General features: G+C 70.3%; 28 protein-coding genes. 15 read left to right on the plus strand and 13 right to left on the minus strand.

Annotated features, from left to right (window positions below):
• Positions 1 to 24 precede the first annotated feature (24 nt).
• The 7 genes from BLR91_RS05390 (at position 25) to ilvA (ending at position 7,407) form a co-directional block, all read left to right on the plus strand.
• Positions 25 to 1,161 carry an ABC transporter substrate-binding protein gene (locus tag BLR91_RS05390; protein ID WP_089876553.1) on the plus strand — a complete coding sequence of 379 codons (1,137 nt, stop codon included), beginning with the start codon at positions 25 to 27 and terminating at the stop codon, positions 1,159 to 1,161.
• On the plus strand, positions 1,140 to 2,138 hold the full coding sequence (locus tag BLR91_RS05395) for an ABC transporter permease (protein ID WP_020077223.1): 999 nt from the start codon (positions 1,140 to 1,142) through the stop codon (positions 2,136 to 2,138). Before BLR91_RS05390 ends, BLR91_RS05395 begins: the two co-directional genes overlap by 22 nt.
• Positions 2,126 to 2,992, plus strand: a complete 867-nt coding sequence (locus BLR91_RS05400; RefSeq protein WP_089876551.1) for an ABC transporter permease — start codon at positions 2,126 to 2,128, stop codon at positions 2,990 to 2,992. Before BLR91_RS05395 ends, BLR91_RS05400 begins: the two co-directional genes overlap by 13 nt.
• 1 nt (position 2,993) lies before the next feature.
• On the plus strand, positions 2,994 to 4,082 hold the full coding sequence (locus BLR91_RS05405) for an ABC transporter ATP-binding protein (protein WP_089876549.1): 1,089 nt from the start codon (positions 2,994 to 2,996) through the stop codon (positions 4,080 to 4,082).
• 20 nt (positions 4,083 to 4,102) lie between these two features.
• Positions 4,103 to 4,702, plus strand: a complete 600-nt coding sequence (locus BLR91_RS05410) for a hypothetical protein (RefSeq protein ID WP_231371268.1) — start codon at positions 4,103 to 4,105, stop codon at positions 4,700 to 4,702.
• A 129-nt stretch (positions 4,703 to 4,831) separates the two neighbouring features.
• Positions 4,832 to 6,094, plus strand: coding sequence for an AI-2E family transporter (locus tag BLR91_RS05415; protein WP_089876547.1), 1,263 nt, complete (start codon positions 4,832 to 4,834; stop codon positions 6,092 to 6,094).
• Positions 6,095 to 6,144: 50 nt separating this feature from the next.
• A complete protein-coding gene (ilvA, locus tag BLR91_RS05420; protein WP_018191563.1) occupies positions 6,145 to 7,407 on the plus strand; it encodes a threonine ammonia-lyase in 1,263 nt (420 codons plus the stop codon).
• A gap of 88 nt (positions 7,408 to 7,495) precedes the next feature.
• On the opposite strand, the gene greA is transcribed toward ilvA, so the two are convergent.
• Positions 7,496 to 7,987: a transcription elongation factor GreA gene (greA, locus tag BLR91_RS05425; protein WP_018191562.1), complete on the minus strand. Its 492-nt coding sequence runs from the start codon at positions 7,985 to 7,987 to the stop codon at positions 7,496 to 7,498.
• A gap of 109 nt (positions 7,988 to 8,096) precedes the next feature.
• Positions 8,097 to 8,507 (minus strand): DUF4307 domain-containing protein, encoded by a 411-nt coding sequence (locus tag BLR91_RS05430; RefSeq protein ID WP_020077226.1) that lies wholly within the window; start codon positions 8,505 to 8,507, stop codon positions 8,097 to 8,099.
• 115 nt (positions 8,508 to 8,622) lie between these two features.
• On the opposite strand from BLR91_RS05430, the gene mca reads away from it, so the two are divergent.
• Positions 8,623 to 9,474: a mycothiol conjugate amidase Mca gene (gene mca, locus BLR91_RS05435; RefSeq protein ID WP_089876546.1), complete on the plus strand. Its 852-nt coding sequence runs from the start codon at positions 8,623 to 8,625 to the stop codon at positions 9,472 to 9,474.
• A complete protein-coding gene (locus tag BLR91_RS05440; RefSeq protein ID WP_089876544.1) occupies positions 9,471 to 9,749 on the plus strand; it encodes a hypothetical protein in 279 nt (92 codons plus the stop codon). Before mca ends, BLR91_RS05440 begins: the two co-directional genes overlap by 4 nt.
• Positions 9,750 to 9,755: 6 nt before the next feature.
• Here BLR91_RS05440 and BLR91_RS05445 read toward each other — a convergent pair whose 3' ends face one another.
• Positions 9,756 to 10,388, minus strand: a complete 633-nt coding sequence (locus BLR91_RS05445; protein WP_089876542.1) for a LysE family translocator — start codon at positions 10,386 to 10,388, stop codon at positions 9,756 to 9,758.
• A 114-nt stretch (positions 10,389 to 10,502) separates the two neighbouring features.
• Here BLR91_RS05445 and BLR91_RS05450 point away from each other — a divergent pair, with 114 nt between their 5' ends.
• Positions 10,503 to 10,955, plus strand: coding sequence for an Lrp/AsnC family transcriptional regulator (locus tag BLR91_RS05450; RefSeq protein WP_018191557.1), 453 nt, complete (start codon positions 10,503 to 10,505; stop codon positions 10,953 to 10,955).
• Positions 10,956 to 10,995: 40 nt separating this feature from the next.
• Here the strand turns inward: BLR91_RS05450 and trhA are convergent, their stop codons facing one another.
• On the minus strand, positions 10,996 to 11,841 hold the full coding sequence (gene trhA / locus BLR91_RS05455) for a PAQR family membrane homeostasis protein TrhA (RefSeq protein ID WP_089876541.1): 846 nt from the start codon (positions 11,839 to 11,841) through the stop codon (positions 10,996 to 10,998).
• 97 nt (positions 11,842 to 11,938) lie between these two features.
• On the opposite strand from trhA, the gene BLR91_RS05460 reads away from it, so the two are divergent.
• From BLR91_RS05460 to BLR91_RS05470, 3 genes are all read left to right on the plus strand, one after another.
• The gene (locus tag BLR91_RS05460) at positions 11,939 to 12,715 is read left to right on the plus strand and encodes an isoprenyl transferase (RefSeq protein WP_018191555.1); all 777 of its coding nucleotides are present in this window, start codon (positions 11,939 to 11,941) and stop codon (positions 12,713 to 12,715) included.
• Between the two features lie 62 nt (positions 12,716 to 12,777).
• Positions 12,778 to 13,896, plus strand: coding sequence for an aminotransferase class V-fold PLP-dependent enzyme (locus BLR91_RS05465; protein ID WP_018191554.1), 1,119 nt, complete (start codon positions 12,778 to 12,780; stop codon positions 13,894 to 13,896).
• 251 nt (positions 13,897 to 14,147) lie between these two features.
• Positions 14,148 to 15,512 carry a PhoH family protein gene (locus tag BLR91_RS05470; RefSeq protein WP_442911231.1) on the plus strand — a complete coding sequence of 455 codons (1,365 nt, stop codon included), beginning with the start codon at positions 14,148 to 14,150 and terminating at the stop codon, positions 15,510 to 15,512.
• A gap of 130 nt (positions 15,513 to 15,642) precedes the next feature.
• Here the strand turns inward: BLR91_RS05470 and BLR91_RS05475 are convergent, their stop codons facing one another.
• From BLR91_RS05475 to xseA, 6 genes are all read right to left on the minus strand, one after another.
• On the minus strand, positions 15,643 to 16,221 hold the full coding sequence (locus tag BLR91_RS05475) for an AAA family ATPase (RefSeq protein WP_231918826.1): 579 nt from the start codon (positions 16,219 to 16,221) through the stop codon (positions 15,643 to 15,645).
• A 100-nt stretch (positions 16,222 to 16,321) separates the two neighbouring features.
• On the minus strand, positions 16,322 to 17,728 hold the full coding sequence (locus tag BLR91_RS05480; protein ID WP_020077235.1) for a class II fumarate hydratase: 1,407 nt from the start codon (positions 17,726 to 17,728) through the stop codon (positions 16,322 to 16,324).
• 35 nt (positions 17,729 to 17,763) lie between these two features.
• Positions 17,764 to 18,360, minus strand: a complete 597-nt coding sequence (locus BLR91_RS05485; protein ID WP_172823249.1) for a carbonic anhydrase — start codon at positions 18,358 to 18,360, stop codon at positions 17,764 to 17,766.
• A 38-nt stretch (positions 18,361 to 18,398) separates the two neighbouring features.
• Positions 18,399 to 19,061 carry a DUF4245 domain-containing protein gene (locus BLR91_RS05490; RefSeq protein ID WP_089876537.1) on the minus strand — a complete coding sequence of 221 codons (663 nt, stop codon included), beginning with the start codon at positions 19,059 to 19,061 and terminating at the stop codon, positions 18,399 to 18,401.
• Positions 19,058 to 19,336: an exodeoxyribonuclease VII small subunit gene (locus tag BLR91_RS05495; RefSeq protein ID WP_018191547.1), complete on the minus strand. Its 279-nt coding sequence runs from the start codon at positions 19,334 to 19,336 to the stop codon at positions 19,058 to 19,060. The genes BLR91_RS05490 and BLR91_RS05495 overlap by 4 nt, the downstream gene beginning before the upstream one ends.
• Before the next feature lie 10 nt (positions 19,337 to 19,346).
• A complete protein-coding gene (xseA, locus tag BLR91_RS05500; protein ID WP_029042995.1) occupies positions 19,347 to 20,657 on the minus strand; it encodes an exodeoxyribonuclease VII large subunit in 1,311 nt (436 codons plus the stop codon).
• Positions 20,658 to 20,730: 73 nt separating this feature from the next.
• On the opposite strand from xseA, the gene BLR91_RS05505 reads away from it, so the two are divergent.
• On the plus strand, positions 20,731 to 21,762 hold the full coding sequence (locus tag BLR91_RS05505) for a 4-hydroxy-3-methylbut-2-enyl diphosphate reductase (protein WP_089881530.1): 1,032 nt from the start codon (positions 20,731 to 20,733) through the stop codon (positions 21,760 to 21,762).
• A 43-nt stretch (positions 21,763 to 21,805) separates the two neighbouring features.
• Here the strand turns inward: BLR91_RS05505 and BLR91_RS05510 are convergent, their stop codons facing one another.
• Both BLR91_RS05510 and fbaA read right to left on the minus strand, forming a co-directional pair.
• Positions 21,806 to 22,420 carry a DUF6264 family protein gene (locus tag BLR91_RS05510; protein WP_089876534.1) on the minus strand — a complete coding sequence of 205 codons (615 nt, stop codon included), beginning with the start codon at positions 22,418 to 22,420 and terminating at the stop codon, positions 21,806 to 21,808.
• Positions 22,421 to 22,499: 79 nt separating this feature from the next.
• Complete coding sequence (fbaA, locus tag BLR91_RS05515; RefSeq protein WP_089876532.1) at positions 22,500 to 23,528, minus strand: class II fructose-bisphosphate aldolase; 1,029 nt, start codon at positions 23,526 to 23,528, stop codon at positions 22,500 to 22,502.
• 221 nt (positions 23,529 to 23,749) lie between these two features.
• Here fbaA and glpX point away from each other — a divergent pair, with 221 nt between their 5' ends.
• The gene (gene glpX / locus BLR91_RS05520) at positions 23,750 to 24,751 is read left to right on the plus strand and encodes a class II fructose-bisphosphatase (protein ID WP_018191542.1); all 1,002 of its coding nucleotides are present in this window, start codon (positions 23,750 to 23,752) and stop codon (positions 24,749 to 24,751) included.
• Between the two features lie 15 nt (positions 24,752 to 24,766).
• Here glpX and rmuC read toward each other — a convergent pair whose 3' ends face one another.
• Entirely contained in the window at positions 24,767 to 26,167 is a 1,401-nt protein-coding gene (gene rmuC, locus BLR91_RS05525; RefSeq protein WP_089876530.1) for a DNA recombination protein RmuC, read from the minus strand.
• Positions 26,168 to 26,197 lie beyond the last annotated feature (30 nt).

Genomic DNA, 26,197 nt, shown 5'->3' on the forward strand with positions numbered 1-26,197 from the left:
GACACCTTGCACTGGAGGAAACCCGTGATCAACAAGCGCGCACGTGTCGCCGGCTTCGCCGCCGCGGCCGCCGTCGTCGCACTCTCGCTCTCCGCCTGCTCCGGTGGCGCGAGCGCCAGCACCGCAGACACCGCGAAGATCAACTCCGCCACCGACGTCGCGTCGGCCGGCGGGATGGACGCGCTGGTCGCGGCCGCGAAGAAGGAGGGCAGCCTCAACATCATCGCGACGCCGGGCGACTGGGCGAACTACCAGGAGATCTTCGACGGCTTCACCAAGAAGTACGGCATCACGATCAACCCGAGCCAGGACAGCGCCTCCAGCCAGGAGGAGATCGACGCCGCCAAGAAGCTCAAGGGCCAGGACACCGCTCCGGACACCTTCGACGTCGGCTCCTCGGTCGCGCTCGCGAACACCGAGTACTTCGCGCCGTACAAGCCGACCGGCTGGGACGACATCCCCGACAACCAGAAGGAGAAGGACGGCCTCTGGAAGGTCGGCTACTACGGCGTCATGGCGGTCGGCTACGACGCCAACAAGATCAAGACCGCTCCGAAGTCGTTCGACGACCTCCTGAAGCCGGAGTTCAAGGGCGCGGTCGCGCTCAACGGCAACCCGACCCAGGCGGCCGCAGCGGCCGGCGCCGTCGCGTACGCCACCCTGCAGAACGGCGGGACGCTCGACGACCTGACCCCCGGCATCGACTGGTTCACCAAGCTGAAGAAGGCCGGCAACTGGAACGCCGCCGACGGCAAGCCGAACACCATCGCCTCGGGTGAGACCCCGGTGCTTCTCGACTGGTCGTTCAACCAGAAGGGCTACGCCACCTCCGACACCATCAAGGGCGGCGGCGTGAACTGGAAGTACGTCGTGCTCTCGGGCACCGCGTACGTCGGCTACTACAACCAGGCCATCAACAAGGACGCCCCGCACCCCGCGGCCGCGCGCCTCTGGGAGGAGTACCTCTACAGCGACGCCGCCCAGAACGCATGGCTGAAGGGCGGCGCCTACCCGGCGCGCGTCGACGCGATGGAGAAGGCCGGGACGCTCGACAAGGACGAGTTCCCGGGCAAGCTGGATGAGGTGGCCGTCATGAGCGACAAGCAGGCCACCGACGCCGGCACCCTGCTGAACGCCAAGTGGGCGAACGCGGTCGGCTGATGACCGAGACCGTCACAGGCGCCGCGGCGCCTGCGGTCGGACGCACCGCCGCCGGAGTCTCCGAGACGGAGACCCGGCGGCGGCCGTCGTCGGCCCGGCCCGCTGTCGAGCGGCCGGCACGCCGCCGCCGGACGGGCGCGGCCGCCGTGCTGGGGCTGACCCCGTTCGCGTTCTACGTCATCGTGTTCCTCGCCATCCCGACCGTCGTCGCGGTGGGCAGCGGGTTCCTCGACGACGCCGGCCGCTTCACCTGGGCGAACCTCACCGGTCTCGCCGAGCCGGCCATCGCCGGCTCCTTCTTCGGCGCGTTCTGGCTCTCGGCCGTGACCGCCGTCGTCGGCGCGATCGCCGGAGCCGCGCTCTGCTTCGCCCTGCTCCGCTCGCGGTCCGGCGGCGTGACCCGCTCCCTGGTGGATTCGGCCAGCAGCGTCCTCGCACAGTTCGGCGGCGTCATGCTCGCCTTCGCCTTCATCGCCACGATCGGCGCGCAGGGCCTGGTGACCGTGCTGCTGCGGAACGTCGCACACATCAACATCTACGAGAACGGCGTCTGGCTGTACACGGTGCCCGGCCTCATCCTCCCGTACCTCTACTTCCAGATCCCCCTCATGGTCATCACCTTCATGCCGGCGTTAGAAGGACTCCGCCCGCAATGGCTGGAGGCGACGGCGACGCTCGGCGGCAGCCGCTGGACGTACTGGACGCGCGTGGGCGGCCCCATCCTGCTCCCGTCGTTCCTCGGCAGTCTGCTGCTGCTGTTCGCCAACGCGTTCTCGTCGTACGCGACGGCCGCGGCCCTCGTCGGCCAGGCGAACAACATCGTGTCGTTGCAGATCCGGCAGGCGCTCATCAGCGAGACCGTGCTGGGCCGGGCGAACCTGGCCGGGGCGATGGCGCTCGGGATGCTGCTGGTCATGGTCGTCGTCATGCTCGGCTACTCGGCCCTGGTGCGGCGGACGGCGCGGTGGCAGCGATGAGCCGCGCGGTCGAGTCGCGCCCGGTCCGCCCGCGCCCGGTCCGCCGCCGAGCGCCCGAGCTGCGGCTCGGCCCGGGTCCCGTCGTCCGTGCCGTGATCTGGACGCTCCTCGGGCTGTTCTTCCTCATCCCGCTGTTCTCGATGGTCGAGTTCACCCTGCGCACCGCGAAGCCCGGCGTGTACAACCTCGACCGCTGGGTGGCCGTGTTCTCGGGCGAAACCACCCGGTACGACCGCGTCTACCAGGGCCTCGGCAACTCGCTCGTGCTGGCGGTGGTGACGGTCGCGATCGTGCTCCTCGTGCTGCTGCCGACGATCGTGCTCGTCGAACTGCGATTCCCGAAGCTGCGGAGGCTGCTGGAGGGGATCTGCCTGCTGCCGATCATGATCCCGGCGATCGTGATGGTCGTCGGGCTCGCTCCGACCTACGCGGTGGTGACCGAAGTCTTCGGGTCCGGCGCCTGGACGCTCGCCTTCGCGTACGGCATCACCGTGCTGCCGTACGCCTATCGCGCGATCCAGAGCAACGTCGCCGCCGTCGACATGATCACCCTCAGCGAGGCCGCCCGGTCGCTCGGCGCCGGCTGGTGGACGGTGTTCTGGCGGGTGCTCGTGCCGAACCTCCGGCGCGGCATCCTCGCCGCCTCCGCCCTGTCCGTCGCCGTCGTGCTGGGCGAGTTCACCATCGCCTCGCTGCTCTCCCGCGTCAACCTGCAGACCTCCCTGCTGCTGGTGTCGCAGTCCGACCCCTTCGTCGCGGTCATCTTCGCGCTTCTCGCGCTGGTGTTCGCGTTCGTCCTCCTCGTCGTCGTCGACCGCCTCGTGAGCGTCCGGCGCCGCACCGCGAAAGGCTGACATGACCGCCCTCGAGACCCCGCTCCTCTCCTCCCGCACCGGATCCACCGTCGAGCTGCGCGACCTCGTCCGCGACTTCGGCGGCGGCGTCGGCCTGTCGGGCTTCGACCTCGAGGCCGCGCCGGGGGAGCTGATCGCCCTCCTCGGCCCCAGCGGGTGCGGAAAGACCACTGCGCTCCGCTCGCTCGCCGGACTCGAGCGGGTGGACAGCGGCAGCATCCTCATCGACGGACGCGACGTCACCGACGAGCCCACCAGCCGCCGCGACCTGGGGATGGTGTTCCAGTCGTACTCGCTGTTCCCGCACCTCACCGCGGGCCAGAACGTCGAGTTCGGACTGCGGATGCGCAAGGTCGCCCCGGCGGACCGCCGTCGCCGCGCCGCGGAAGCCCTCGAGCTGGTCGGCCTCGACCACCACGCGGGCCGGTACGCGCACCAGTTGTCCGGCGGCCAGCAGCAGCGCGTCGCCCTCGCCCGCGCCCTCGTCACCGAGCCGCGCGTCCTGCTGCTCGACGAACCGCTGTCGGCGCTCGACGCGAAGGTCAGGGTCCAGCTCCGGGATGAGATCCGCCGCATCCAGACCGAGCTCGGTATCACCACGTTCTTCGTCACCCACGACCAGGAGGAGGCGCTCGCCGTCGCCGACCGGGTCGCCGTGATGCGCGCGGGGCGCATCGAGCAGATCGGCAGCCCGGAGGAGCTGTACCACCGCCCCGCGACCGCGTTCGTCGCCGAGTTCGTGGGCCTCACGAACCGGGTGGACGGCGTGGTCGCCGGCGGGCGGCTCAGCGTGCTCGGACACGAGGTGCCGCTCGCCTCCGATGCGGTCGACGGCCCCGTGACCGCGTATCTGCGGCCGGAGGACGTCGTGCTCGCCGGAGGCGGCATCCCGGCTGTGGTGCTCACGACGAGCTTCCTCGGCGCGCTGCGCCGCACGCGCGTCCGGCTGGAGGACGGCACCGAGCTGTCGCTGCAGCACGGCGCCCGCGAGCGGCCGGAGCCGGGCGAGCGGGTCGCCGTGGGGCTCACCGGGTCTCCGGTCACCGTCGCGCCGCGGGACGCCGGAAATGGGGCAGTCCCGGCGCGCTGACCGCGGAGTAGAGTCCGCGCATGTCCAGCGAGACTCCGAATCGGGGTGGGCGTGCGGGGGAGGACGCAGAAGTCGCTGTGCAGATCGATCCCGCAACGTTCGAGAAGACCCAGTCCCTCACGGACATCGCGCACCGCATCTCGGTGCACGATGTCATCACTTTTCCCTGGTACCGCCCCATCGACACCATCAGCCCCACGCACACCGTGGGGAAGGGGCGGACCAACCTGACCCTCATCGCGTCCGACATCATGCAGACGGACACGACCGGCACCCCGTACGCGTCGTTCACCTACCGCCCGACACCGTCCGGCGGACCGGGGGTCTCGGTGCACTTCACGCCGGGCGACTATGGGGCGACGGCGGTCGGCGACTACGTCGTCACCTTCGTCATCGCGGCGAACGGCAGCGTGAACCTCACGGTCGGCGGCTACGCGGGCGGCACGATGCCCACCGGGCTCGGGCCGCGGATCGTGAACGGGAACGTCGCCATCGTCGTCGGGCTCAAACACGTGCCGCCGACGCAGGTGACGTACGCGTCCATCCAGCAGACCGGCGGAGCCACCTGGCAGTGGTACCGCACGGCCATCGAGTATCCGCCGCTGATCCTGCAGCTGTGAGCCGGCGCCCCTGAGCCGAGGCACCGATCCAGGGCCCTGGCCGGCCCCGGATCCGCCCGGCTGTCAAGGGGCCGGGAGCCGCGGCCCCGTTTCGGCGAACGAGCGGAGCCGCGGCCTACACTGACGGTCATGTCCGACATCGACCGCCCCGTCCCGTCGCCCACGACTGCGCCCGGAGCCGGCCCCGAGGCCAACCGCGCACCGGCCCGCGCCTGGTTCCAGCGCCGCCGCCGAGAGCTCGGCGAGCCGATCGAGTCCGCCGACGAGACGGTCCCGCGCGGGATGCGCATCGCCGGCGCGTGGTCGTGGCGCCTGCTGGTGATCGGTGCGGTCCTCGCCGTCGTCATCTTCCTGATCATCCAGCTGAAGCTCATCGTCATCCCCGTGCTCATCGCGGTGCTGCTGGCGGGCCTGCTGGTTCCGTTCAAGGACTTCCTGGTGCGGCACCGCTGGCCGAAGTGGCTGGCGATCGTCGTCGTGCTGATCACGCTGGTGGTCGTCGTCGGCGGGCTGCTGTACCTGGCGATCTGGCAGGTGACGCGGCAGAGCGGGGAGCTGCAGAAGCAGTCGGTCGCGTCCTTCAACGACCTGCAGGCCTGGCTGACGAGCGGACCGCTCGGACTCAGCCCCGACCAGATCAGCAACGCGTTCGCCTCGATCGGGAAGTCGATCCAGCAGGACGGCCAGGTCTTCCTCTCGGGTGCGCTGTCGGTCGGCTCCACCCTCGGCCACGTCTTCGCGGGCGCGCTGCTCGTGCTGTTCAGCACCATCTTCATCCTCATCGACGGCAAGAGCATCTGGGGATGGATCGTCCGCGTCTTCCCGAAGCGGTCGCGCGCGGCGATCGACGGAGCAGGACAGGCCGGGTGGGTCACGCTCAAGAACTTCGCGAAGGTGCAGGTGCTGGTCGCCTCGATCGACGCGCTCGGCATCGGCCTCGGGGCGTTCTTCCTCGGGCTGCCGCTCGTCATCCCGATCTCGGTGCTGGTGTTCCTCGGCTCGTTCATCCCGGTCGTCGGAGCGGTCGTCACCGGGGCGCTGGCGATCTTCATCGCGCTCGTCTTCAAGGGCTGGGTGTTCGCGCTGATCATGCTCGGCGTGGTGCTGCTGGTGCAGCAGATCGAGGGACACATCCTGCAGCCGCTCATCATGGGCAGCGCCGTCAAGGTGCACCCGCTCGCCGTGGTGCTCGCCGTCGCGGCCGGTTCGCTGCTGGCAGGCATCCCCGGCGCGCTGTTCGCGGTGCCGTTCGTCGCCGTTCTGAACGTGATGGTGCACTACATCGCGAGCGGGGTCTGGCGGAATGTGCCGCCGGAGAACTACACGCCGCCGGAGCGGGCGATCTGGGAGACGGTCCCGCGGCCGGTGCGCCGCCCGCCCGCGAGGTCGTAGCACGAGCACGCATACAGTCGCCGGCATACGAGCGCCGCTAGGCTGAGCGCGTGGCAACCGCGACCGATCACACGCGCACCCCGTTCGCAGGCCCCAGCCTGGACGAGTTCGAGGCTGCGCGCGCCATCGTCGCCCACGTCGCCCAGCCGACGCCGATGGAGAGCTCGCGGTTCCTGACCGAGATCCTCGGCGCCCCGGTGCTGCTCAAGTGCGAGAACCTGCAGCGCACCGGCTCGTACAAGATCCGCGGCGCCTACAACCGGATGTCGAAGCTGAGCGCCGAGGAGCGCGCACGCGGCGTCGTCGCCGCCTCCGCGGGCAACCACGCGCAGGGCGTCGCCTTCGCCGCGCGCGAGCTCGGCATCCACGCGACGATCTTCATGCCGGTCGGCGTCGCCATCCCGAAGTTCCAGGCCACACGCGCCTACGGGGCGGATGTGGTGCTCAGCGGCAGCATCGTCGACGAGACGCTGCAGGCGGCCGCCGACTTCGCCGCCGAGACCGGCGCCGTGCTCATCCCGCCGTTCGACCACCCGGACGTGGTCGCCGGCCAGGGGACGCTCGGCCTCGAGATCCTCGACGCCGTCCCCGACGTCTCGACCGTCGTCGTGCCGATCGGCGGAGGCGGCCTCATCTCCGGCGTCGCCAGCGCGATCAAGCAGCGCGCGGCGATCACGGGACGCACGGTCCGCATCGTCGGCGTGCAGGCGGCCAACGCCGCCGCGTACCCGCCGTCGCTCGCCGCGGGGGAGCCGACCGATATCTCCCTCACCGGCACGATCGCCGACGGCATCGCCGTGCGGCGGCCGGGCGCCCTCAACTTCGAGATCATCCGCGAGGCGGTGGACGAGATCGTCACCGTGTCGGAGGACGACATCGCCCGCGCCATGGTCGTGCTCCTGGAGCGCGCCAAGCTCGTGGTCGAGCCCGCGGGCGCGGCCGGCGTCGCCGCCATCCTCGCCGGATCCGTCACCGCCGACGGCACGACCGTCGCCATCCTCTCCGGCGGCAACATCGACCCCCTGCTCATGCAGCGCGTGATCAGCCAGGGTCTGGCCGCCTCCGACCGCTACCTCAAGCTGACGATCATGCTCCCGGACCGCCCCGGCCAGCTGGCGCGCATCGCCGAGATCCTCGCGGGCGTCAACGCGAACGTGGTCGAGGTGCTGCACACCCGGCACGGGCGCGGGATGCAGATCACCCAGGTCGAGCTGAACGTCAGCGTCGAGACGCGCGGCACCGACCACCGCCGGCACGTCATCGACGCCCTCCGCGCCGCCGGCTACGATCCGGTCGTCGTCGACGACGAATAAACGCGAACAGCTCCTGAGTTTTTCGCCCGTTTCGCGAGGAAACGGCGGAAAAACTCAGGAGCTGTCGGCGTGGATGCGCGGGAGCGGCTTACTGGCCGGTGTAGGTCTCGACCTTGGTGACCTCGACGGCGATCTGACGGCCGTTCGGAGCCGTGTACTCCGTCTTGTCGCCGACCTTCAGGCCGAGGATGGCCGCGCCGAGCGGGCTCTGCTCGCTGTAGACGGGGAGGTCGGTGCCGGCCGCGATCTCGCGGTTGCCGATGAGGAACACGCTCTCGTCGCCCGCGATGGTCGCGGTGATGACGGTGCCCGGCTCGACGACGCCGTGGCTCTCCGGCGCCGCGCCGACGGTGGCGCTCCGCAGCAGGTTGGTCAGCTGGACGATGCGGGCCTCGATCTTGCCCTGCTCGTCCTTGGCCGCGTGGTAGCCGCCGTTCTCCTTGAGGTCGCCCTCCTCGCGGGCCGCCTCGATGCGCTTCGCGATCTCGTTACGGCCGTTGACGCTGAGCTCCTCGAGTTCGGCCGAGAGACGGTCGTACGCGTCCTGGGTCAGAAACGTGACCTGAGACTCCTGAGACATGATGAACTCCTTCGCGCCTGCGGCTGGACGCCGCCTCGGCTGATGGTCCGGTTCGGTACCGGTGCTAAAGTCGACGCCCCGGCCACGGCCGGGGCGTATCCGCACAATACTAGGACAGCCAGCAGGTGTTGATCAAACCCGTGTTGGGCTTCATGATCGTGCGGATCGACTCGGTGTGGGCGGTCAACCGGCTCGCGGAACCGGGGTATTCGACGATGCGCCAGCCGACGATGGCGAAGTCCTCGTTGAGGGCCTGGAGGGCGCACGTCACCGGGGTCCCGACGGGCGCGTTGATCGAGAACGAGATGTCGACATGGCTGTCGTCGGGGATCGTGTAGGCGGTGTCGGTGGTCTCGAGGTTCGCCTGGTCGTTGTCCCAGCCGGCCCAGAACGCCCAGACCGTGGCGATGGCGACCGCGGCGATCCCTCCGAAGATGAGCAGCCACCGGTCGCGCCGCTTGCGCTGAGGCGTCCGGCCGTAGCGGGTGTCGAGGGTGGGGACGCGGTGGGTCGTCGTCATGCGTGCACCGCCATGCCGTCCAGCCCCGCCTTCCGCTCAGGAGCCCCCCGTCGGGCGACGGTAGGCTGAGACCAGACTAGGAGAGAAAGCTGTGAATGCTGCCGCCCGCAGGCTGATGGCCGTGCACGCCCACCCGGACGACGAGTCCAGCAAGGGTGCGGGGACGTACGCGTCGTATGTCCGCCGCGGCGACGAGGTCATGGTCGTCAGCTGCACCGGAGGGGAGCGCGGCGACGTGCTCAACGAGCGGCTCCCCGCCGACGCTCTCGCGATGGCGGCCCGCGATCTGCCCGGACTCCGCCGGAAGGAGATGGCGGCGGCTCAGGCCGTGCTGGGCATCCAGCACCGGTGGCTCGGCTACGTCGACTCCGGCATGGCGCGTGAGGACGGCTCCCTCCCCCTCAACTCGTTCGCGTCCATCCCGCTCGAGACCTCCGTCGCGCCGCTGGTGAAGCTGATCCGCTCGTTCCGCCCGCACGTGCTCGTCACGTACGACGAGAACGGCGGATACCCGCATCCCGACCACATCCGTGCGCACGTCGTCGGCGTCGAGGCGTACCGCGCGGCCGCCGACCCCGACCGGTTCCCGGAGCTCGGGAAGCCGTGGCAGGTGTCGAAGCTCTACTACGACCGCATCTTCAACGGAGAACGCATCCGCGCGGTGCACGACGCCCTGCTCGCGGCGGACCCGTCGTCGCCGCTCCTCGACCAGCTCCGGCAGATGCGCTCCTGGATGGACGACCAGCCGCCGCTCGCGACGACGCGCGTCCCCGTCGGCGACGTGCTGGAGACGCGGGATGCCGCCCTGCGCTCCCATGCCAGCCAGGTCGCGCCCGACAGCGCCTTCTTCTTCTGGCCCAACGACATCCTGCGCGCCGCCTGGCCGACGGAGGAGTTCCAGCTCATCGACTCGAAAGTGGAGACCGAGATGCCCGAGACCGACCTCTTCGCGGGGGTGCGTGCGTGATCGCCGACGCCCTGCTGCGCGCCTCCGTCTGGCTGGCCGCCACCCCGACCCCCACGCCCTCCGGCACGCCCGACGACGACTCGGTCACCCCGGGCGTGCTCGGGTTCGTCGTCACGTTCCTGCTGGCCGTGGTCGTCGTCCTGCTGGTGCTCGACATGGTGCGCCGGATCCGTCGCGTGCGGTACCGCGCCGAGATCGCGGAGAAGCTGGATGCGGAAGAAGCGGAGCGCCGCGGCGACGGCTCCGACGGCTCCGACGGTTCCGGCCGGCCGTAACGCTCGTCAGAACGCCTGCGCCACCCGCTCGGCGAGCAGCGCGACGCCGATCAGCGTCATGGCGATCGCCGACACGCGCGCCATGACGACGGTTCCGCGCGGGCGCGCCGCCAGCAGGCGCCGGGCGAGCACGGCGACGGTCAGGTAGACGACCGCGCACGTCGCCACGAACAGCCCGCCGAGCATCAGCATCTGAGCCGCCGGTGCCCACCCGCCGTGCGCGTTGGTGAACTGCGGCACGAGCGCGACCAGCACCAGCAGGCCCTTGGGGTTGAAGCCGCTGACGCCGGCTCCCCGCAGGAAGGACGCGACCGACGACGAACCGCCCGTCGCCGTGCCGGTCTGCGCGGCGATCGGCGTCGCCGACCGTGCCAGCCCGCTGATCCCGAGCCAGAGCAGGTACAGCGCGCCACCCACCGTGAGCACGTCGAGCAGCACCGGGTTGGCGGCGACGAGCGCTCCCAGCCCGACCGCGACCGCGATGACGACCACGAGGTACCCGAAGAGGATGCCGCCGATCGAGGGCAGGAGGGTCCGGCCGCCGAGCCCGGCCGTCACCGCGTACGCCCAGTCGGCACCGGGCGTGCAGACGAGGAGGGCGGCCACTCCCCAGAAGCCGAAGACCAGTGCCGGATCCATCGCCGTCCTCCCTCCGCCCGCGCTCTGCGGTCTACCGGAAAGCTATGGCGTGAGCGACCGAAAGTGCTTGCGACTTTCGTGCCTTCTGCATCCATTCGTGGAAGAATCTGCTGCATGGACGCCATCGATCGGGAGATCCTCGCTGCGCTGCAGGAGGACGGCCGGCTCAGCCTCACCGACCTGGCCGCACGCGTCGGCCTGACACTGTCGCCGTGCCACCGCCGGGTGCGCGAACTGGAGCGCGCCGGCGTGATCGAGCAGTATCGCGCGGTCGTCTCTCCCGCGGCGGTCGGGCTCGACTTCGAGGCGATCGTGTTCGTCACCATCGACCGGACCGACCCGGAGACCGTCGGGGCCTTCGAGGAGGGCGTGCTCGCCATCCCGAACATCGTGCAGGCCGAGCGCCTGTTCGGCGACCCGGACTACATGCTGCGGGTGCTGACCGCCGACCTCACCGGGTACCAGGAGCTGTTCGACGGGCCGCTCGGAGCGCTTCCGGGCGTCCGCAAGCTGTCCTCGACCCTGGTCATGAAGCAGGTGACCGGGCGGCGGGCGCTGCCCACCTGATCCCGCGCCACCTGATCCCGGTCGCCTGGTTCCGCAGGTCTCAGCCGGCGTTGTAGGCGGGATGCAGTGCGATCAGGAGCGTCGCCGTCCAGTGGCAGAGGAACGCCAGCACCGTCAGCGTGTGGAAGATCTCGTGGAAGCCGAAGCGCCCGGGGAACGGGTTCGGGCGCTTCATGCCGTAGATGACCGCGCCCACCGTGTACATCAGTCCGCCGACGAGCACGAGCACCATCATCGCGACGTTGGCATCGACGAGGTCGACGATGTACATCATCGCGGCCCAGCCGAGCGCGACGTAGATCGGCACGTACAGCCAGCGCGGGGCGCTGATCCAGAAGACGCGGAAGCCGATGCCGATGAGGGCGCCGGCCCACACCAGGGTGAGCAGCAGGATGCCCTTCTCCGGCGGCAGCGCCAGCACGGCGAGCGGGGTGTACGTGCCCGCGATCAGCAGGAAGATGTTCGCGTGGTCGATGCGCTTCAGGATGATCTTGGCGCGCGGCCGCCAGTTGAAGCGGTGGTACAGGGCGGAGTTCCCGAACAGCAGCATCGAGGTGAGCATGAACACCGCCGACGCCCACTTGGCCGGAGCGCCGTGGGCCAGGGAGATCAGCACGATGCCCGCCACGATGGTGACCGGGAATGTCGCGGCGTGGATCCAGCCACGCCACGTCGGCTTGACCTCGCCGGGGAAGGCAGGGGAGGCGTCCAGCAGCGGGATGTTCGGCAGCTCCGGGCCGCCGTCGCGCGCCTCGCGCTCGTCCGCCTGAACGGCCGCATCCGAGGTGCTCAGGTCGGCCGTCGGCTCCGCGAGGAGCTCGGCGACGTCTTCATCGGCTTCGCGGTCGTCGGTCGTACCGGGGTTCTGACTCTCTCGGGGCGACATAGACCAAGAGTAGGGGAGGACGGGTGGCCGGATGCTGTGAGCCGGGCGCCGTCGGCCGCGCTAACGTAGCAGCGTGAGCAGACGCGGAACGCCGGGGATGGGCCGGCGGGAGGGTAGCGGGCTGCTGTACGGGCTCTACCAGAAGCGTCTCCGCCGCGACCTCAATCGCGAGTCGATGCCGAAGCACGTCGCCATGATCATCGATGGCAACCGGCGGTGGGCCCGGCAGGCCGGGCTGACCACCGTCGCGCACGGCCACCGGGCCGGTGCGGCGAAGATGCGCGAGTTCCTGGAGTGGTGCGACGAGCTCGGCATCCAGGTCGTCACGCTGTATCTGCTGTCGTCCGACAATCTCACCAACCGCGAGAGCGGCGAGCTCGGCGACCTGATCGACATCATCGCCCAGCTGGCCGACGACCTCTCCCACTACCGCGACTGGCGGGTCAAGCACGTGGGGTCGGCGACGGGCCTCCCGCCCCGCCTGCTGGAGGCGCTGGCGGATGCGGAGAAGCGCACCGCCGCCAACACCGGGATGCACATCAACCTCGCGGTCGGCTACGGCGGCCGCAAGGAGATCACCGACGCCATGCGCAGCATCGTGGCCGCGCACCACGCCGAGGGCGGCAGCCTGGAGACCCTCGCGGACCTCCTGACACCCGACCTCATCGGCGAGCACCTCTACACCGGCGGCCAGCCCGATCCCGACCTCGTCATCCGCACATCGGGGGAGCAGCGCCTCAGCGACTTCATGCTCTGGCAGAGTGCCCACAGCGAGTTCTACTTCGTGGAGGCGCTGGGGCCGGACCTGCGCGAGGTCGATTTCCTGCGCGCCGTCCGCGACTACTCGCGCCGGCACCGCCGTTTCGGAGGCTGAGCGGGCGCGTTCGTTTCGTCGCCGATTTCCGGAGGCCGGTCGGGTTCGGCCAGAATCGGAGGGTGACGACGGTCGAGGAGTACGCCCGCGGGTTCGGCGAAGAGCCCGGATATCTGGACTACGGACGGGTCGGACCGCTGTCCGCGACCGTACGCGCGGAGGCGATCGGGCAGTACGAGATCCTCTCCAAGGCGCGCTACGGCACCATCGAGCGGATGCGCACGGAGGACGAGCGCGTGCGCGAGGGGGTCAGCGCCCTCACCGGGTTCCCGGCCGACCAGGTCAGCTTCCAGCCGAACGCGTCGAGCGGCCTGCTGCACGCCGCCTTCGGGCTGACCGGCGGCGACGTGCTGCTGTCGCTGTCCGAGTTCCCGTCCCTCACCTACGCCGCCGAGCGCGCGGCCCGGGCCCTGCGCGTCATCACGCCGACCTGGCTGGAGACCGACGGCGGCCGTGTGACGCCGTCGCGCATCCGCGAGCAACTGACCGACAGCACCTCGGCCGTCATGGTGAGCCTCGTCGACTCGCGCACCGGCTACCTCGCCGACATCGACGGCATCCGTCAGGTGATCGGCGACCGCCTGCTCATCGTGGACGCCATCCAGGGCTTCGGTGTCGTCGACGCCCCGTGGGAGGTCGCCGATGTCGTCGTGTCGGGCGGTCAGAAGTGGATGCGCGCGGGCTGGGGCACGGGATTCCTCGCGCTCAGCGAGCGCGCGATCGACCACCTGACGCCCGTCTTCAGCGGCTGGACCGGCTCCGGGCCGCAGCAGCCGTGGGACGAGGTGCTCGAGCCGGTGCGCGGCGCCGGCGCCTTCTCGATCTCCAACCCGGACCTCGTCGCGGAGGCGCGCTTCGCGGCGGCGCTCGAAGAGGTCGACGCGGTCGGCGTGAGCGCGATCTCCGCGGCCATCTCCGACAACGTCGAGCGCGTGCTGCAGCTCGCCGACGAGTTCGCCGTGCCGGTCAGCTCCTCGCGGAGCCCCGCCGAGCGCGCCGGGATGATCGTGCTGGAGCCGCTACCCGAGCAGCTGACCGTGCTCGGCGCGTCCCTCCACAACCACGGCGTCACGGCCTCGGTGCGTGCGACGAACGCGCGGATCAGCGTGCACGCGGGGACGACGGAGGAGACGCTCGACATGCTGCGGGCGGCCTTCACGTCGTACGCGTCGGCGGCCTGATCGCGGTTCCCGGGCATCCCCTCATCCGGTCGCCTGACCCGCGTCGGCGCCCTCCCCGAAGTGGGGGCGATTGTTCACGTCGTCGTAACACGACACGCGGCGGCGCGGTCGAACCGATGTCGGTGCCCGGGCGTAGGTTCAACCCATCGGGCACCGCGCCCGATCGAGACGGCCACAAAAGTTCGTCTCGAAACCAAGCGGCCGTCTCGTCAGTGAGATCCGCCGGCTCCCGAGGGAGCGGCGGGGTGGGAGTGGTCGTGGCGGAATCAGCAACCCGACAGGCAGCAACCCGGTCGAACGGCGAGGCAGCGGGAGCGGCGAAGACGAAAGAGCGCACGTATGTGCTCGACACGTCCGTCCTCCTCTCCGATCCGAAGGCCATCTTCCGTTTCGCGGAACATGCTGTCGTCATCCCCGTCGTCGTCGTCAGCGAGCTCGAGGGCAAGCGCAACGACCCCGAGCTGGGGTACTTCGCGCGGCAGGCGCTGCGCAACCTCGACGACCTCCGGGTCGAGCACGAACGGCTCGACTTCCCGATCCCCGTCGGTGATGGCGGCTCGCTGCGGGTGGAGCTCAATCACTCGAACATGTCCGTCCTGCCGAGCGGCATGCAGCTCGGCGACAATGACTCGCGCATCCTCGCGGTCGCCCTCAACCTGTCCAACGACGGGCTCGATGTCACCGTCGTCTCGAAAGACCTGCCGCTGCGGGTGAAGGCCGCCTCCATCGGCCTCGCCGCGGAGGAGTACCGGCACGAGCAGGTCGTCGACTCCGGCTGGACCGGGCTCGCCGACATCTCGCTCGGCAGCGACCAGATGGCCGCGCTGTACGAAGACGAGTGGATGCGCACCGAGCTGGCCGCTGACTTCCCCGTCAACACCGGCCTCGTCATCCACTCGGACCGCGGCTCGGCCCTGGGCCGCGTCGTCGCCGAGGGCGAGGTGAAGCTGGTGCGCGGCGACCGCGACGTCTTCGGGCTGCACGGGCGCTCGGCGGAGCAGCGGCTCGCGATCGACCTGCTGCTCGACCCGGAGATCGGCATCCTCTCGCTCGGCGGCCGCGCGGGCACCGGCAAGTCGGCGCTCGCGCTCTGCGCCGGCCTCGAAGCCGTGCTGGAGCGGCGCCAGCACAAGAAGATCATGGTGTTCCGCCCGCTGTACGCGGTCGGTGGCCAGGAGCTCGGCTACCTGCCCGGCGACGCGGGCGAGAAGATGAACCCGTGGGGTCAGGCGGTCTTCGACACGCTCGGCGCGCTGGTCTCGCAGAACGTGCTGGACGAGGTGCTCGACCGCGGCATCCTCGAGGTCCTGCCGCTCACGCACATCCGCGGCCGGTCGCTGCACGACGCGTTCGTGATCGTCGACGAGGCGCAGTCGCTGGAGCGCAACGTGCTCCTCACGGTGCTCAGCCGGATCGGCCAGAACTCGCGCGTCGTCCTGACCCACGACGTCGCGCAGCGCGATAACCTCCGCGTCGGCCGGCACGACGGCGTCGCCAGCGTGATCGAGACCCTCAAGGGCCACCCGCTGTTCGCGCACGTCACGCTGAGCCGCTCGGAGCGCTCCGCGATCGCGGCCCTCGTCACCGAGATGCTGGAGGCCAACGAGCTCGCGTAGCCCATCGCGCGTCATACATCGCCGCCCTCCCTCGTCTCCATGGTGACGGGGGAGGGCGCATGACTGCTGCCGACCCACGCAATCCGCTCCTGAGTTTTTCGCGCGAAAGGCGGCGTGTCGCGCGAAAAACTCAGGAGCTGTTGGTTGCGGTGGCGGCTTGAAGCGGGCCAGCGAGCCAGTGTTCGACCTCGCGCGTCGAACGGAGGCGCACGACGACGAGGTGCGGGTGCGCGCGCTCGGCGACTGGGACGCGCTCCGCGTACGTGTTGCGGGACGAGATGGACCAGCGGATGATGTGCTCCGGGTCGCGGAAGATCGTGCGGAGCCGCGGCTCGTGGTTGCCGTTCCAGAGCTCCGTGCGGTGGATGCGGCGGTGCAGCGTCCGGCGGACGACCCGCGGCAGCGTCACCCGGGCAAACGGCAGGTCGAGCCAGACGAGGAGGTCGGCGCGTTCGGCCAGCAGGTCGCGGACCGCGGAGTACTGCCACTCGGTCGTCCAGGCCTCGGCCGCGGTGAAGGCATCTACGTCATCCACGAACTCCGGCCGCGGCTCCCATCCTGGCCCGTGTCGGAGTCCGTCGATCTCGGTGTGCGGTCCGCCGGTCAGCTGCGCGATGCGCCCGGCGAGCGTCGTCTTACCGCTGCCCGACACCCCCGCAACCACCACCCTCCGCGGCCTCCCCGGCAGCGCATCCCCGTACGACAACACCCCTCGACCCTAGTTCCGCCCCCCGTCGAGTACGCAAAAACTGCACGCAGAATGGGGATTCTGCGTGCAGTTTTTGCGTAGTCGACGGGGGTGGGAGACCTCAGCCGGGGTGGGTCATGGAGAGGACGTCGAGGGCCGCGTCCAGCTGGTCGAGGGTGACCTCGCCGCGCTCGACGAAGCCGAGGTCGATGACGGCCTCGCGCACGGTGATGCCCTTGGCGACGGCGTGCTTGGCGACCTTCGCGGCGGCCTCGTAGCCGATCACCCGGTTGAGCGGGGTCACGATCGAGGGGCTCGACTCGGCGAAGGCGCGGGCACGGTCGAGGTTGGCCTCGAGGCCGTCGATCGTCTTGTCGGCGAGCACGCGGCTGGCCTGCGTGAGCAGCCGGATGGACTCCAGCAGCGCGGTCCCCATGACCGGGATGGCGACGTTCAGCTCGAACAGGCCCGACGCCCCGCTCCAGGCGATGGTCGCGTCGTTGCCGACGACCCGCGACGCCACCATGAGCACGGCCTCCGGGATGACCGGGTTGACCTTGCCGGGCATGATCGAGGATCCGGGCTGGAGGTCCGGGATGTGGAGCTCGCCGAGGCCGGTGTTCGGGCCGGAGCCCATCCAGCGGAGGTCGTTCGCGATCTTGGTCAGAGAGACGGCGATCGTGCGGAGGGCGCCGGACGCCTCCACGAGCGCGTCGCGGTTGGCCTGCGCCTCGAAGTGGTTGCGCGCCTCCGTGATCGGCAGCTCGGTCTCGTCCGTCAGCAGCTCGATGACGAGCTGCGGGAAGCCGAGCGGCGTGTTGATGCCGGTTCCGACCGCGGTGCCGCCGAGCGGGACCTCGGCGACGCGGGGGAGGGCGGCGCGGATGCGCTCGATGCCGTAGCGGATCTGCGCGGCGTAGCCGCCGAACTCCTGGCCCAGGGTGACCGGGGTCGCATCCATGAGGTGCGTGCGGCCGCTCTTCACGGCCTCCGCCCACAGCTCCGCCTTGGCCTCCAGCGAGACCGCGAGGTGATCGAGGGCCGGGATGAGCTCGTCGATGAGCGCGCCGGTCACGGCGATGTGCACCGAGGTCGGGAAGACGTCGTTCGACGACTGGGAGGCGTTCACGTGGTCGTTCGGGTGCACCGGACGGCCGAGGCGACGCGACGCGAGGGTCGCCAGCACCTCGTTCATGTTCATGTTCGAGGACGTGCCGGAGCCCGTCTGGTACACGTCGATCGGGAACTCGGCGTTGTGCGCGCCGGAGGCCACCTCGTCTGCGGCCGCGGCGATCGCGTCGGCGATCTCCTGGTCGAGCACGCCGAGGCGGGCGTTCGCGAGGGCGGCCGACTTCTTGATGCGTGCCAGTGCGGCGATCTGGGCCGGCTCGAGCACGTCGCCCGAGATGGGGAAGTTCTCGACCGCGCGCTGCGTCTGCGCGCTGTACAGGGCGTCCTTCGGGACGCGCACCTCGCCCATCGTGTCGTGTTCGATGCGGTACTCGGCGTCCGCCTGGGTGTCCACCACGGTGTGTATTTCCTTTCTGTTGGCGGGAGCTGGTGTCAGTCGCGCATGCCGACGACGACGTCGGGGACGACCCGGCCCTCCGCGAGCCGGTAGTTGGCGCCCACGATCGCGAGGGTGTTCTCGGCGACCGCGGAAGAGATGATCTCCGACTGCGCGAGCAGCTCGGAGACGGTGTCGCGCAGGTGCTCGCGGCCCACGGCCGAGGCGTCGACCGCGGACGGCTCGACCGCACCCGGGCCGGCGACGCGGTGCACGGCCGGGACGATCGGCGCGATCAGGTCGGCGATGTGCGGCGGGAGCGGATCCGCGTCCGCGGCCTGGGAGGCGATGGCCGACGCCACCGCGCCGCAGCTGTCGTGGCCGAGCACCAGGATGAGCGGGACGTTGAGCACCGCCACCGCGTACTCCAGCGACCCGACGACCGAGTCGGAGACGACCTGCCCGGCATTGCGCACCACGAAGGCGTCGCCCAGCCCGAGGTCGAAGATGATCTCGGCAGCGAGACGGGAGTCGGCGCACCCGAAGATGGCGGCCACCGGCTCCTGGCCGCCGGCGACGACCTCGCGGCGGGTCACATCCTGATGGGGATGCTGCGGCTCGCCCGCGACGAAGCGGGCGTTGCCCTCGAGCATGGCGTTCCAGATCTTTCCGGGGCGCGTGGTGGGCACGGTTATCGTTCTCCTCCGAGTGAGTGGATCTGATCGGCCAGCGACGACGCCACCGTGCGGAACTCGGCGTCGATCGCGGTGCCGAACACGATGATGGAGCTGTCCCCGGCGTGGGTCACCAGGGCGTACTCGACGTTCCCGTTGCCCGAACCCGGCGCACGATTGTCGTAGACGTCCCAGGTCACGCCGTCGATCTCGCGGGTGCCCGCGATCCGAGACTTGGCGACCTGATCGGACACCCAGCTGTCGTTCGCGCCGAATCCCTGCGTGACGCCGATGAACTGCTCCTTGGGCGTGATCAGCCCGATGTACCAGGAGTCGACGCCATCGGCGGTCTTGGTGCGCAGCTCGGCGTTGTTCGACTTCCAGGTCGAGGGGAGCTTGGGCACGAGCAGGCGGTCCGGCTCGCTGCCCTGCGCCTCCTGCGCGACGGACGCGTAGTCGACCGGCGGCTTCGTCGCTGTCGGGTTGCCGCGCGGCACGACGAGCACGATCACGGCGACCAGCGCCAGCGTCGCGATCAACGAGTAGATCAGGTTGTTGATCGTCTGGCGGTTGCGGTGGTTCGCCGAGTTCTGCGCCTTGCGGGCGGCCGTCTCCTCCGGCGTCTCCGGACGGCCGAGTTCGGCGACGACCGCGGGCGGCTTGCTGGTGCGGGGGCTCATCCGCCCATGACTTCTGAGGACTGTGGGGCTTCTGACGACTGCGAAGCGGCTCCTGCGCCCGAGCGCGCCGCATCGAGTCGCGCCTTCGCGCCGATCAGCCACTCCTCGCAGTGACGGGCAAGAGCCTCGCCGCGCTCCCACAGGGCGATCGACTCTTCGAGCGTCGCCGACCCCTGCTCGAGCTCTCCGACCACGCGGATCAGCTCGTCGCGCGCCTCTTCGTAGCTGAGCGCGCTGAGCGGGTCGCCCGCGGGGGCGGTCTCGGAACTGGGCATGACGTCCATTCTATTTGTCCCGCTGAGGGTCCGCTGGAGCCGACGATCCATCGGCTCCGGCCGACGTGCCGTGACCCGCGGGCGACGGGAGCTCGTCGCCGGCCGTGGCGGCAAAGGAACCGCCCGACACGGTGACCCGCAGTTCGGTGCCGACCCCTGCCTCGGCCGGTTCGGTGACGACGTGACCGGCGGAGGTCTGCACGATCGCGTAGCCGCGGTCGAGCGTCCCCTGCGGGGACAGCGCACGGAGCTGGCCGCGCAGCTCGGCGACACGCGTGGTCTCGCGTTCGACGCAGCGGCCGACGAGCTCGGTGCCGCGGGCGACGTAGCGGGTGAGCTCTTCGGCCCGCGCGTCGACGATCCACGAGGGGGAGGCGAGCACGGGTCGCGTGCGCAGGTGTCCGATCCGGTCGATCTCGTGCGCGATCCGCTGCGTGACGCGCACACCCATCCGGGCGCGCGCCTGCTGGACGCGTGCGAGCTCCTCCGCGACGTCCGGCACCACGCGCTTCGCGGCATCCGTCGGGGTGGAGGCGCGCAGATCGGCGACCTCGTCGAGCAGCGGCCGGTCGGCCTCGTGCCCGATGGCGCTGACGATCGGCGTGAGCGCGGCTGCGGCCGCCCGCACCAGCCGCTCGTCGCTGAAGCCGAGGAGATTCTGGAAGTCGCCGCCGCCGCGCGCAACGATGATGACCTCGACCTCGGGGTCGGCATCCAATGTGCGGATGGCCGAGACGACCTCCGTCACGGTGCGCTCGCCCTGGACGGACGCGTGCACGACCCGGAAGCGCACCTGCGGCCAGCGCAGCTGCGCGTTGCGGAGCACATCCTTCTCGGCGTCGGAGTCTTTGCCGGTCACCAGACCAATGGTGTGGGGGAGGAACGGCAGGCGCTTCTTGCGCTCGACCGCGAACAGGCCCTCGGCGGCGAGCTGCTGACGCAGCCGCTCCAGCCGCTCGAGCAGGTCGCCGAGGCCGACGTGCTTCATGTCGTAGACCTGCATGGTGAGCGTGCCGCCCTTGACCCAGAAGTTGGGCTTGATGGCGGCCACGACGCGGTCACCCTGCTTGAGGTCGGCCGGGATGCGCGCCTTCACCGACGACCAGATCGTGAAGCTGATCGTGGCGTCCTCGTTGAGGTCCTTGAGCTTTCCGTAGACGTTTCCGCCCGAGATGCCCCACTGGGTGATCTCGCCCTCGACCCAGGCGGTGCCGAGCCGGTCGATCCATCCCTTGATCTTGCTGTTGAGCAGCGCGACCGGCCACGGCGCGTCGACGGTCGGCGGCGCCGCCTGCATTGCGACCGTGGTCGTCTGGCTCACCGCCGTCTCCCATTCCGTGCTCAGCGCGCTCACGTAGGATCGAGGGGTGAGCGACGCAACCATCAGCCTCCCGATGCCGCGCATTCCCGGCGCCAGGCGACGGCTTCAGGATAACCCGGTCGTCGGACATAAGCGGGTGCTGCTGGCCGCGCCCCGCGGCTACTGCGCCGGTGTCGACCGCGCCGTGGTCGCCGTCGAGAAGGCGCTCGACCTGTACGGTGCCCCCGTCTACGTGCGTAAACAGATCGTCCACAACGTGCACGTCGTGTCCGAGCTTGAGCAGCAGGGCGCCATCTTCGTGGACGAGGTCGACGAGGTGCCGTCGGGCGCGCACGTCGTGTTCTCGGCGCACGGGGTGTCCCCGGCCGTCGTGAACGCCGCCGCCGAGCGCGGGCTCCGGGCCATCGACGCGACCTGCCCGCTCGTGACCAAGGTGCACCGCGAGGCCGTGCGCTTCTCGCGCGACGACTTCCAGATCCTGCTGATCGGCCACGCCGGTCACGAGGAGGTCGAGGGCACCGCGGGCGAGGCTCCGGACCACGTGACCCTGGTCAACGGGCCGGACGACGTCGACTCGATCGTCGTGAAGGACCCGGACAAGGTCGTCTGGCTGTCGCAGACCACGCTCTCGGTAGACGAGACGATGGAGACGGTCCGCCGCCTCCGCGAGCGCTTCCCGAACCTGCAGGACCCGCCGAGCGACGACATCTGCTACGCGACCCAGAACCGGCAGGTCGCCATCAAGAAGGTCGCCGAGCAGGCCGAGCTCGTCATCGTCGTCGGCTCCGCCAACTCGTCCAACTCGGTTCGCCTGGTGGAGGTCGCTCTGGAGTACGGCGCGAAGGCCGCCTACCGCGTCGACTACGCCAGCGAGATCAAGCAGGAGTGGCTGGACGGCGTCTCGTCCGTCGGCGTGACGAGCGGCGCATCCGTGCCCGAGGTCCTGGTGCAGGAGGTGCTCGACGACCTCGCCGGTGCGGGCTACCGCGACGTGCAGGAGGTCAAGACGGCCGAGGAGGACCTGATGTTCTCGCTGCCGAAGGAGCTCCGCAAGGACATCACGGGCAAGCAGGATGCGCGAGCGCTTGGTGGTCGCGGGCGCTGAGTGGTCGCGGGCGCTGAGCGGTCGCGGGCGCTGAGCCGGCGCGCTACGGCGTCTGCACCGGAGTCGACGGCGGCGTGACGCCCCCGTAGAACCCGAGCAGCACCGGGTCCGTCGCGAGGATGGCCCCCGCGAAGATGATCAGCGCGAGCATGGCGACGATCCCCGCGACGAGCGGCACCCAGAACGCCAGGCGGCGCTTCACCAGCAGCCACGCGGCGAAGCCGGCCGACACCACCCAGATGACCGCGATCACGATCGAGCCGATGAGCACGAGCGTCCCGACCAGCGGCACGGGCACGTACTCGCCGAGCCCGTTCGTGCTGTGCAGCAGTTGCATGGATGCGGGGATCGCCTGCAGCGTCGCGATCGAGTACGTCATCCCGAAGAAGCCGAATACGCCGAGCAGGACCGTCAGCGTGAGGTTCCAGGTGGGCGCCGGCCGGCCGTCCACGTTCGCCGGCGGAGCACCGGGGGCCGGTGGACGCGGCCCGAGGACCGGGGTCGCCGGCACGGGCGGAACGTCGTCCTCCCGCTCCAGCGGGCGCGAGGTGTCGAGACGGTCGGCATCCGCGGGCGGACGCCACACCCAACCGGGAGGCGCGAGCTCCCCGTACTGCGGGCGCGGCCGGTCGTCCGGCTGCGGTTCCTGCTCGGCCATCGTGGCCGCCTCCCTTGCTGGAGCCCGTGGCTCGCGTGGTGCGGGCGGCGGAGCGTGCTGCGTCCGCCGCCCGTGAGTGCTACTTGCCGGAGTGACCGGCCGAGCCGAGCTGCTGCGTCGCCTCGACGACGCGCGCGGCCATCCCGGTCTCGGCGACCTTGCCCCAGGCGCGCGGGTCGTACGCCTTCTTGTTGCCGACCTCGCCGTCGATCTTGAGCACGCCGTCGTAGTTCTCGAACATGTAGCCGGCGATCGAGCGCGTGAACGCGTACTGCGTGTCGGTGTCGATGTTCATCTTGACGACGCCGTTGCGGACCGCCTCGGCGATCTCCTCGTCGGTCGAGCCCGATCCGCCGTGGAAGACGAGGTCGAGCGGCTTCGGGCCGTGGCCGTACTTGGCGGCCAGGCCGTCCTGGATCTCCTTGAGCAGCTCCGGGCGCAGCTTGACGTTGCCGGGCTTGTAGACGCCGTGGACGTTGCCGAACGTTAGTGCGGCCATGTAGCGGCCGTTCTCGCCGAGACCGAGCGCGTCGACCGCCTTCTCCGCGTCCGCGAGGGTCGTGTAGAGGGCCTCGTTGGACCCTTCGTGACGGACGCCGTCCTCTTCGCCGCCGACCACGCCGATCTCGACCTCGAGGATGGCGTTGATGGCCTTGGTGCGCTTGAGCATCTCCTGCGCGATCTCGAGGTTCTCGTCGAGCGGGACCGCCGAGCCGTCCCACATGTGCGACTGGAAGATCGGGTTGCGGCCCGCCTTCACCTCCTCCTCGGAGGCGGCGATGAGGGGCAGCACGAAGTCGTCGAGGGCGTTCTTCGGGCAGTGGTCGGTGTGCAGCGCTACCGTGATGGGGTAGTTCTTGGCGACCTCGGTGGCGAAGCGGGCGAACGCGAGCGCGCCGGTCGCGCGGGCCTTGACGGTCTGGCCGGCGAAGTAGTCGGCACCGCCGGTGGTGACCTGGATGATCCCGTCGCTCCCCGCCTCGGTGAGACCCTGCAGCACGGCGTTGATCGTCTGCGACGACGACACGTTGAACGCCGGGTAGGCGAAGCCGCCGGCCTTCGCTTTGTCGAGCATCTCTGCGTACTGGTCCGGCGTGGCGATGGGCATTGCGGCTCCTTGAGGATCGGGGTGTCGAACGCCCTCATCATACCGAGGCGCCCCGGTGCGCCCGGGGCGCGTCTCGCGGACGCCCGGGCTCCGCGCGGGTGCACATCCGTGCGGACCCCCTGACGCGGCAGGGGGCGGTCGATACACTTGCAGCGTCCGGCGGCGGGCATCCCGCTCCGGTATCGACGACGACGTTCCGAATCCGTCCGGGAGGACCCACCATGAGCATGACCGACACCGCCACGCACTTCCAGCACCCGGACAGGAACCTGGCGATGGAGCTGGTGCGGGCGACGGAGGCGGCGGCGATCCGGGCGACGCCGTGGATCGGGCGCGGCGACAAGAACGCGGCCGACGGTGCAGCGGTGGATGCGATGCGCAAGTTCCTCGGGACGGTCAACTTCGACGGCGTCATCGTGATCGGCGAGGGCGAGAAGGACAACGCGCCGATGCTGTTCAACGGCGAGCATGTCGGCAACGGACGCGGGCCCGCGGTGGATATCGCGGTCGACCCGATCGACGGCACCTCGCTGACGGCGGCCGGGCGGCAGAACGCGCTGTCGGTCATCGCGGTGTCCGACCGGGGATCGATGCTGGACGCGTCGAGCGTGTTCCGGATGAACAAGATCGTTACCGGTCCGGCCGGCCACGGTGTCGTGGACCTCTCGCAGTCGATCGGTGAGAACATCCGGGCGCTGGCGAAGGCGCTGGGCAAGCCGGTCACGGAGGTTCGGGTGGCGGTGCTGGACCGGCCGCGGCATGAGGGCCTGATCGAGGAGATCCGGGCGGCGGGAGCCGGGACGCGGCTGCTGCTCGACGGCGATGTCGCGGGTGGCATCAACGCGGCTCGTTACGAGTCGCGGATCGACATGTGCGTCGGCATCGGCGGCAGCCCGGAGGGCGTGATCACGGCGGCGGCGATCAAGGCCCTCGGCGGGTTCATGCAGGGCATGCTGGCGCCGAGCGACGACGAGGAGCGGGCGAAGGGCATCGCCGCGGGGCTGAAGATGGACACCATTCTGAGCGCGGACGACCTGGTGCAGGGCGACAACACGTTCTTCGTCGCGACCGGTGTGACCGACGGCGGCCTGGTGGAGGGCGTGCGCCGTAAGGGACCGATCATCCGGACGGAGTCGATCGTGCTCCGGTCGAAGTCGGGCACCGCCCGTCGCGTGGTGGCGGACCACCTCGCGGAGAAGTGGCTGGAGCCCGACCAGCTCTGAGGTCCGGCGCGCGGGTTAGGCTGCGCCGGTGTCGCGCTCTGCCTCAAGGGCGTGGGCGCGCTCCTGCTCTTCGATGGCGAGCTTGTCGATCCCGTGCATGTCGCGCGGCTCCAGCTCGCTGACGAGTTCGAACGCCGTCAGCTCGCGCGGCGCCTCCTCGATGCCCTCGATCACGCCGATGACCTTCGACTCGTCGAGCGCGTTGAGCTTGCGGGCCGCGGGGAAGACCTGGCGCTCGAACGACCCGACGAAGCCGTTGTAGTCCTTGACCGTGCGCTCCAGCGACCGGCCCAGCTTCTCGATGTGACCGGCCGTGGTGGAGAGCCGGCTGTACAGCGTCCGGCTCAGGTCGAAGAGCTGCTTGGCCTCCTGGGTGAGCACATCCTGCTGCCAGCTGAAGGCCACGGTCTTGAGTACGGACCACAGGGTCACGGGCGACGCGAGCGCGACCCGCTTGCCGAAGGCGAACTCCATGATGGAGGGATCGGCTTCGAGAGCCGACGACACGAGCGACTCGCTCGGGATGAACGCGATGACGAGCTCGGGGGAGGACTCGAGACCGGTCCAGTACGCCTTGCTGCCCAGAGCCGTGATGTGGTCGCGCACGGCCTTGACGTGCTGCTTGAGCAGCGCCTCCCGCTGCGCGGCCTCCGAACCCGTCGCCGTCGCCGGGATCTGGCTGGCCTCGAGGTATGCGTTGAAGGGCACCTTGGCGTCGAGCGCGATGCTCTTGCCGCCGGGGAGACGCACGATCATGTCGGGCCGGCCTGCGCCGGACTCCGAGTGGATGCTCGACTGCACGTCGAAGTCGACGCGCTCGATGAGACCCGCGGCCTCCACGACGCTCCGCAGCTGGGTCTCGCCCCAGACACCGCGGGTGCTGTTGGAGCGGAGGGCCGACGCGAGGGCCTCCGCCGTGCTGCGCAGCCGTTCCTCCGACTCCGCCGCCGACCGCAGCTGCTGGGCGAGCTGCCCGTGCTGCTGGTTGCGCTGGGTCTCGAGCTCGATGACCTTGCGCTGCATGTCCGTCAGGCTCTCGCGCACCGGCGCGAGGGCCTGCAGCACCTTGCTCTCGGCGCGCTCACGCTCGGCGCGGGCCTCCGCCTCGGCGCGATGCTGCTCCACCGTCTCGCGGTACTGCTCCTGGGCGGCGCGCAGTTGATCCTGCAGCGCATCCACCCGGCTGTGCGCAGCGGCGAGATCGGCCCGGATCTCCGACTGCACCGCTGTCTCGGTCGCCCGCAGCTCGGCGAGCTCGGCCTGATGCTGGGCGGCGAGCACGACCGGGTCGACGACCGGTGCGGCGGGCTCGGCCGACGTCCGCGAACGCAGGAGACGAAGGACCGCGACGCCCGCGCCGATGGCGCCGACGACGAGGCCGATCAGGAGGCCGAGGAGCAGGGCGAGGATGTCCATGCCCTCAGTGTGTCAGCAGCCGCCGACACT

Origin of the sequence: Leifsonia sp. 466MF (genome assembly GCF_900100265.1) — a bacterium.
In the GTDB taxonomy this organism is placed as follows: domain Bacteria; phylum Actinomycetota; class Actinomycetes; order Actinomycetales; family Microbacteriaceae; genus Leifsonia.

What these genes read in the sequence shown, in the direction of transcription:
- BLR91_RS05495 (WP_018191547.1), bottom strand. Translation starts at nt 19,336, where the DNA reads ATGCCCAGTTCCGAGACCGCCCCCGCGGGCGACCCGCTCAGCGCGCTC.
- glpX (WP_018191542.1), top strand. Translation starts at nt 23,750, where the DNA reads ATGAGCATGACCGACACCGCCACGCACTTCCAGCACCCGGACAGGAAC.
- BLR91_RS05410 (WP_231371268.1), top strand. Translation starts at nt 4,103, where the DNA reads ATGTCCAGCGAGACTCCGAATCGGGGTGGGCGTGCGGGGGAGGACGCA.
- rmuC (WP_089876530.1), bottom strand. Translation starts at nt 26,167, where the DNA reads ATGGACATCCTCGCCCTGCTCCTCGGCCTCCTGATCGGCCTCGTCGTC.
- BLR91_RS05510 (WP_089876534.1), bottom strand. Translation starts at nt 22,420, where the DNA reads ATGGCCGAGCAGGAACCGCAGCCGGACGACCGGCCGCGCCCGCAGTAC.
- BLR91_RS05415 (WP_089876547.1), top strand. Translation starts at nt 4,832, where the DNA reads ATGTCCGACATCGACCGCCCCGTCCCGTCGCCCACGACTGCGCCCGGA.
- BLR91_RS05405 (WP_089876549.1), top strand. Translation starts at nt 2,994, where the DNA reads ATGACCGCCCTCGAGACCCCGCTCCTCTCCTCCCGCACCGGATCCACC.
- fbaA (WP_089876532.1), bottom strand. Translation starts at nt 23,528, where the DNA reads ATGCCCATCGCCACGCCGGACCAGTACGCAGAGATGCTCGACAAAGCG.
- BLR91_RS05445 (WP_089876542.1), bottom strand. Translation starts at nt 10,388, where the DNA reads ATGGATCCGGCACTGGTCTTCGGCTTCTGGGGAGTGGCCGCCCTCCTC.
- BLR91_RS05450 (WP_018191557.1), top strand. Translation starts at nt 10,503, where the DNA reads ATGGACGCCATCGATCGGGAGATCCTCGCTGCGCTGCAGGAGGACGGC.
- BLR91_RS05430 (WP_020077226.1), bottom strand. Translation starts at nt 8,507, where the DNA reads ATGACGACGACCCACCGCGTCCCCACCCTCGACACCCGCTACGGCCGG.
- BLR91_RS05460 (WP_018191555.1), top strand. Translation starts at nt 11,939, where the DNA reads ATGGGCCGGCGGGAGGGTAGCGGGCTGCTGTACGGGCTCTACCAGAAG.
- trhA (WP_089876541.1), bottom strand. Translation starts at nt 11,841, where the DNA reads ATGTCGCCCCGAGAGAGTCAGAACCCCGGTACGACCGACGACCGCGAA.
- BLR91_RS05505 (WP_089881530.1), top strand. Translation starts at nt 20,731, where the DNA reads ATGCCGCGCATTCCCGGCGCCAGGCGACGGCTTCAGGATAACCCGGTC.
- mca (WP_089876546.1), top strand. Translation starts at nt 8,623, where the DNA reads ATGGCCGTGCACGCCCACCCGGACGACGAGTCCAGCAAGGGTGCGGGG.
- greA (WP_018191562.1), bottom strand. Translation starts at nt 7,987, where the DNA reads ATGTCTCAGGAGTCTCAGGTCACGTTTCTGACCCAGGACGCGTACGAC.
- BLR91_RS05490 (WP_089876537.1), bottom strand. Translation starts at nt 19,061, where the DNA reads ATGAGCCCCCGCACCAGCAAGCCGCCCGCGGTCGTCGCCGAACTCGGC.
- BLR91_RS05485 (WP_172823249.1), bottom strand. Translation starts at nt 18,360, where the DNA reads ATGCTCGAGGGCAACGCCCGCTTCGTCGCGGGCGAGCCGCAGCATCCC.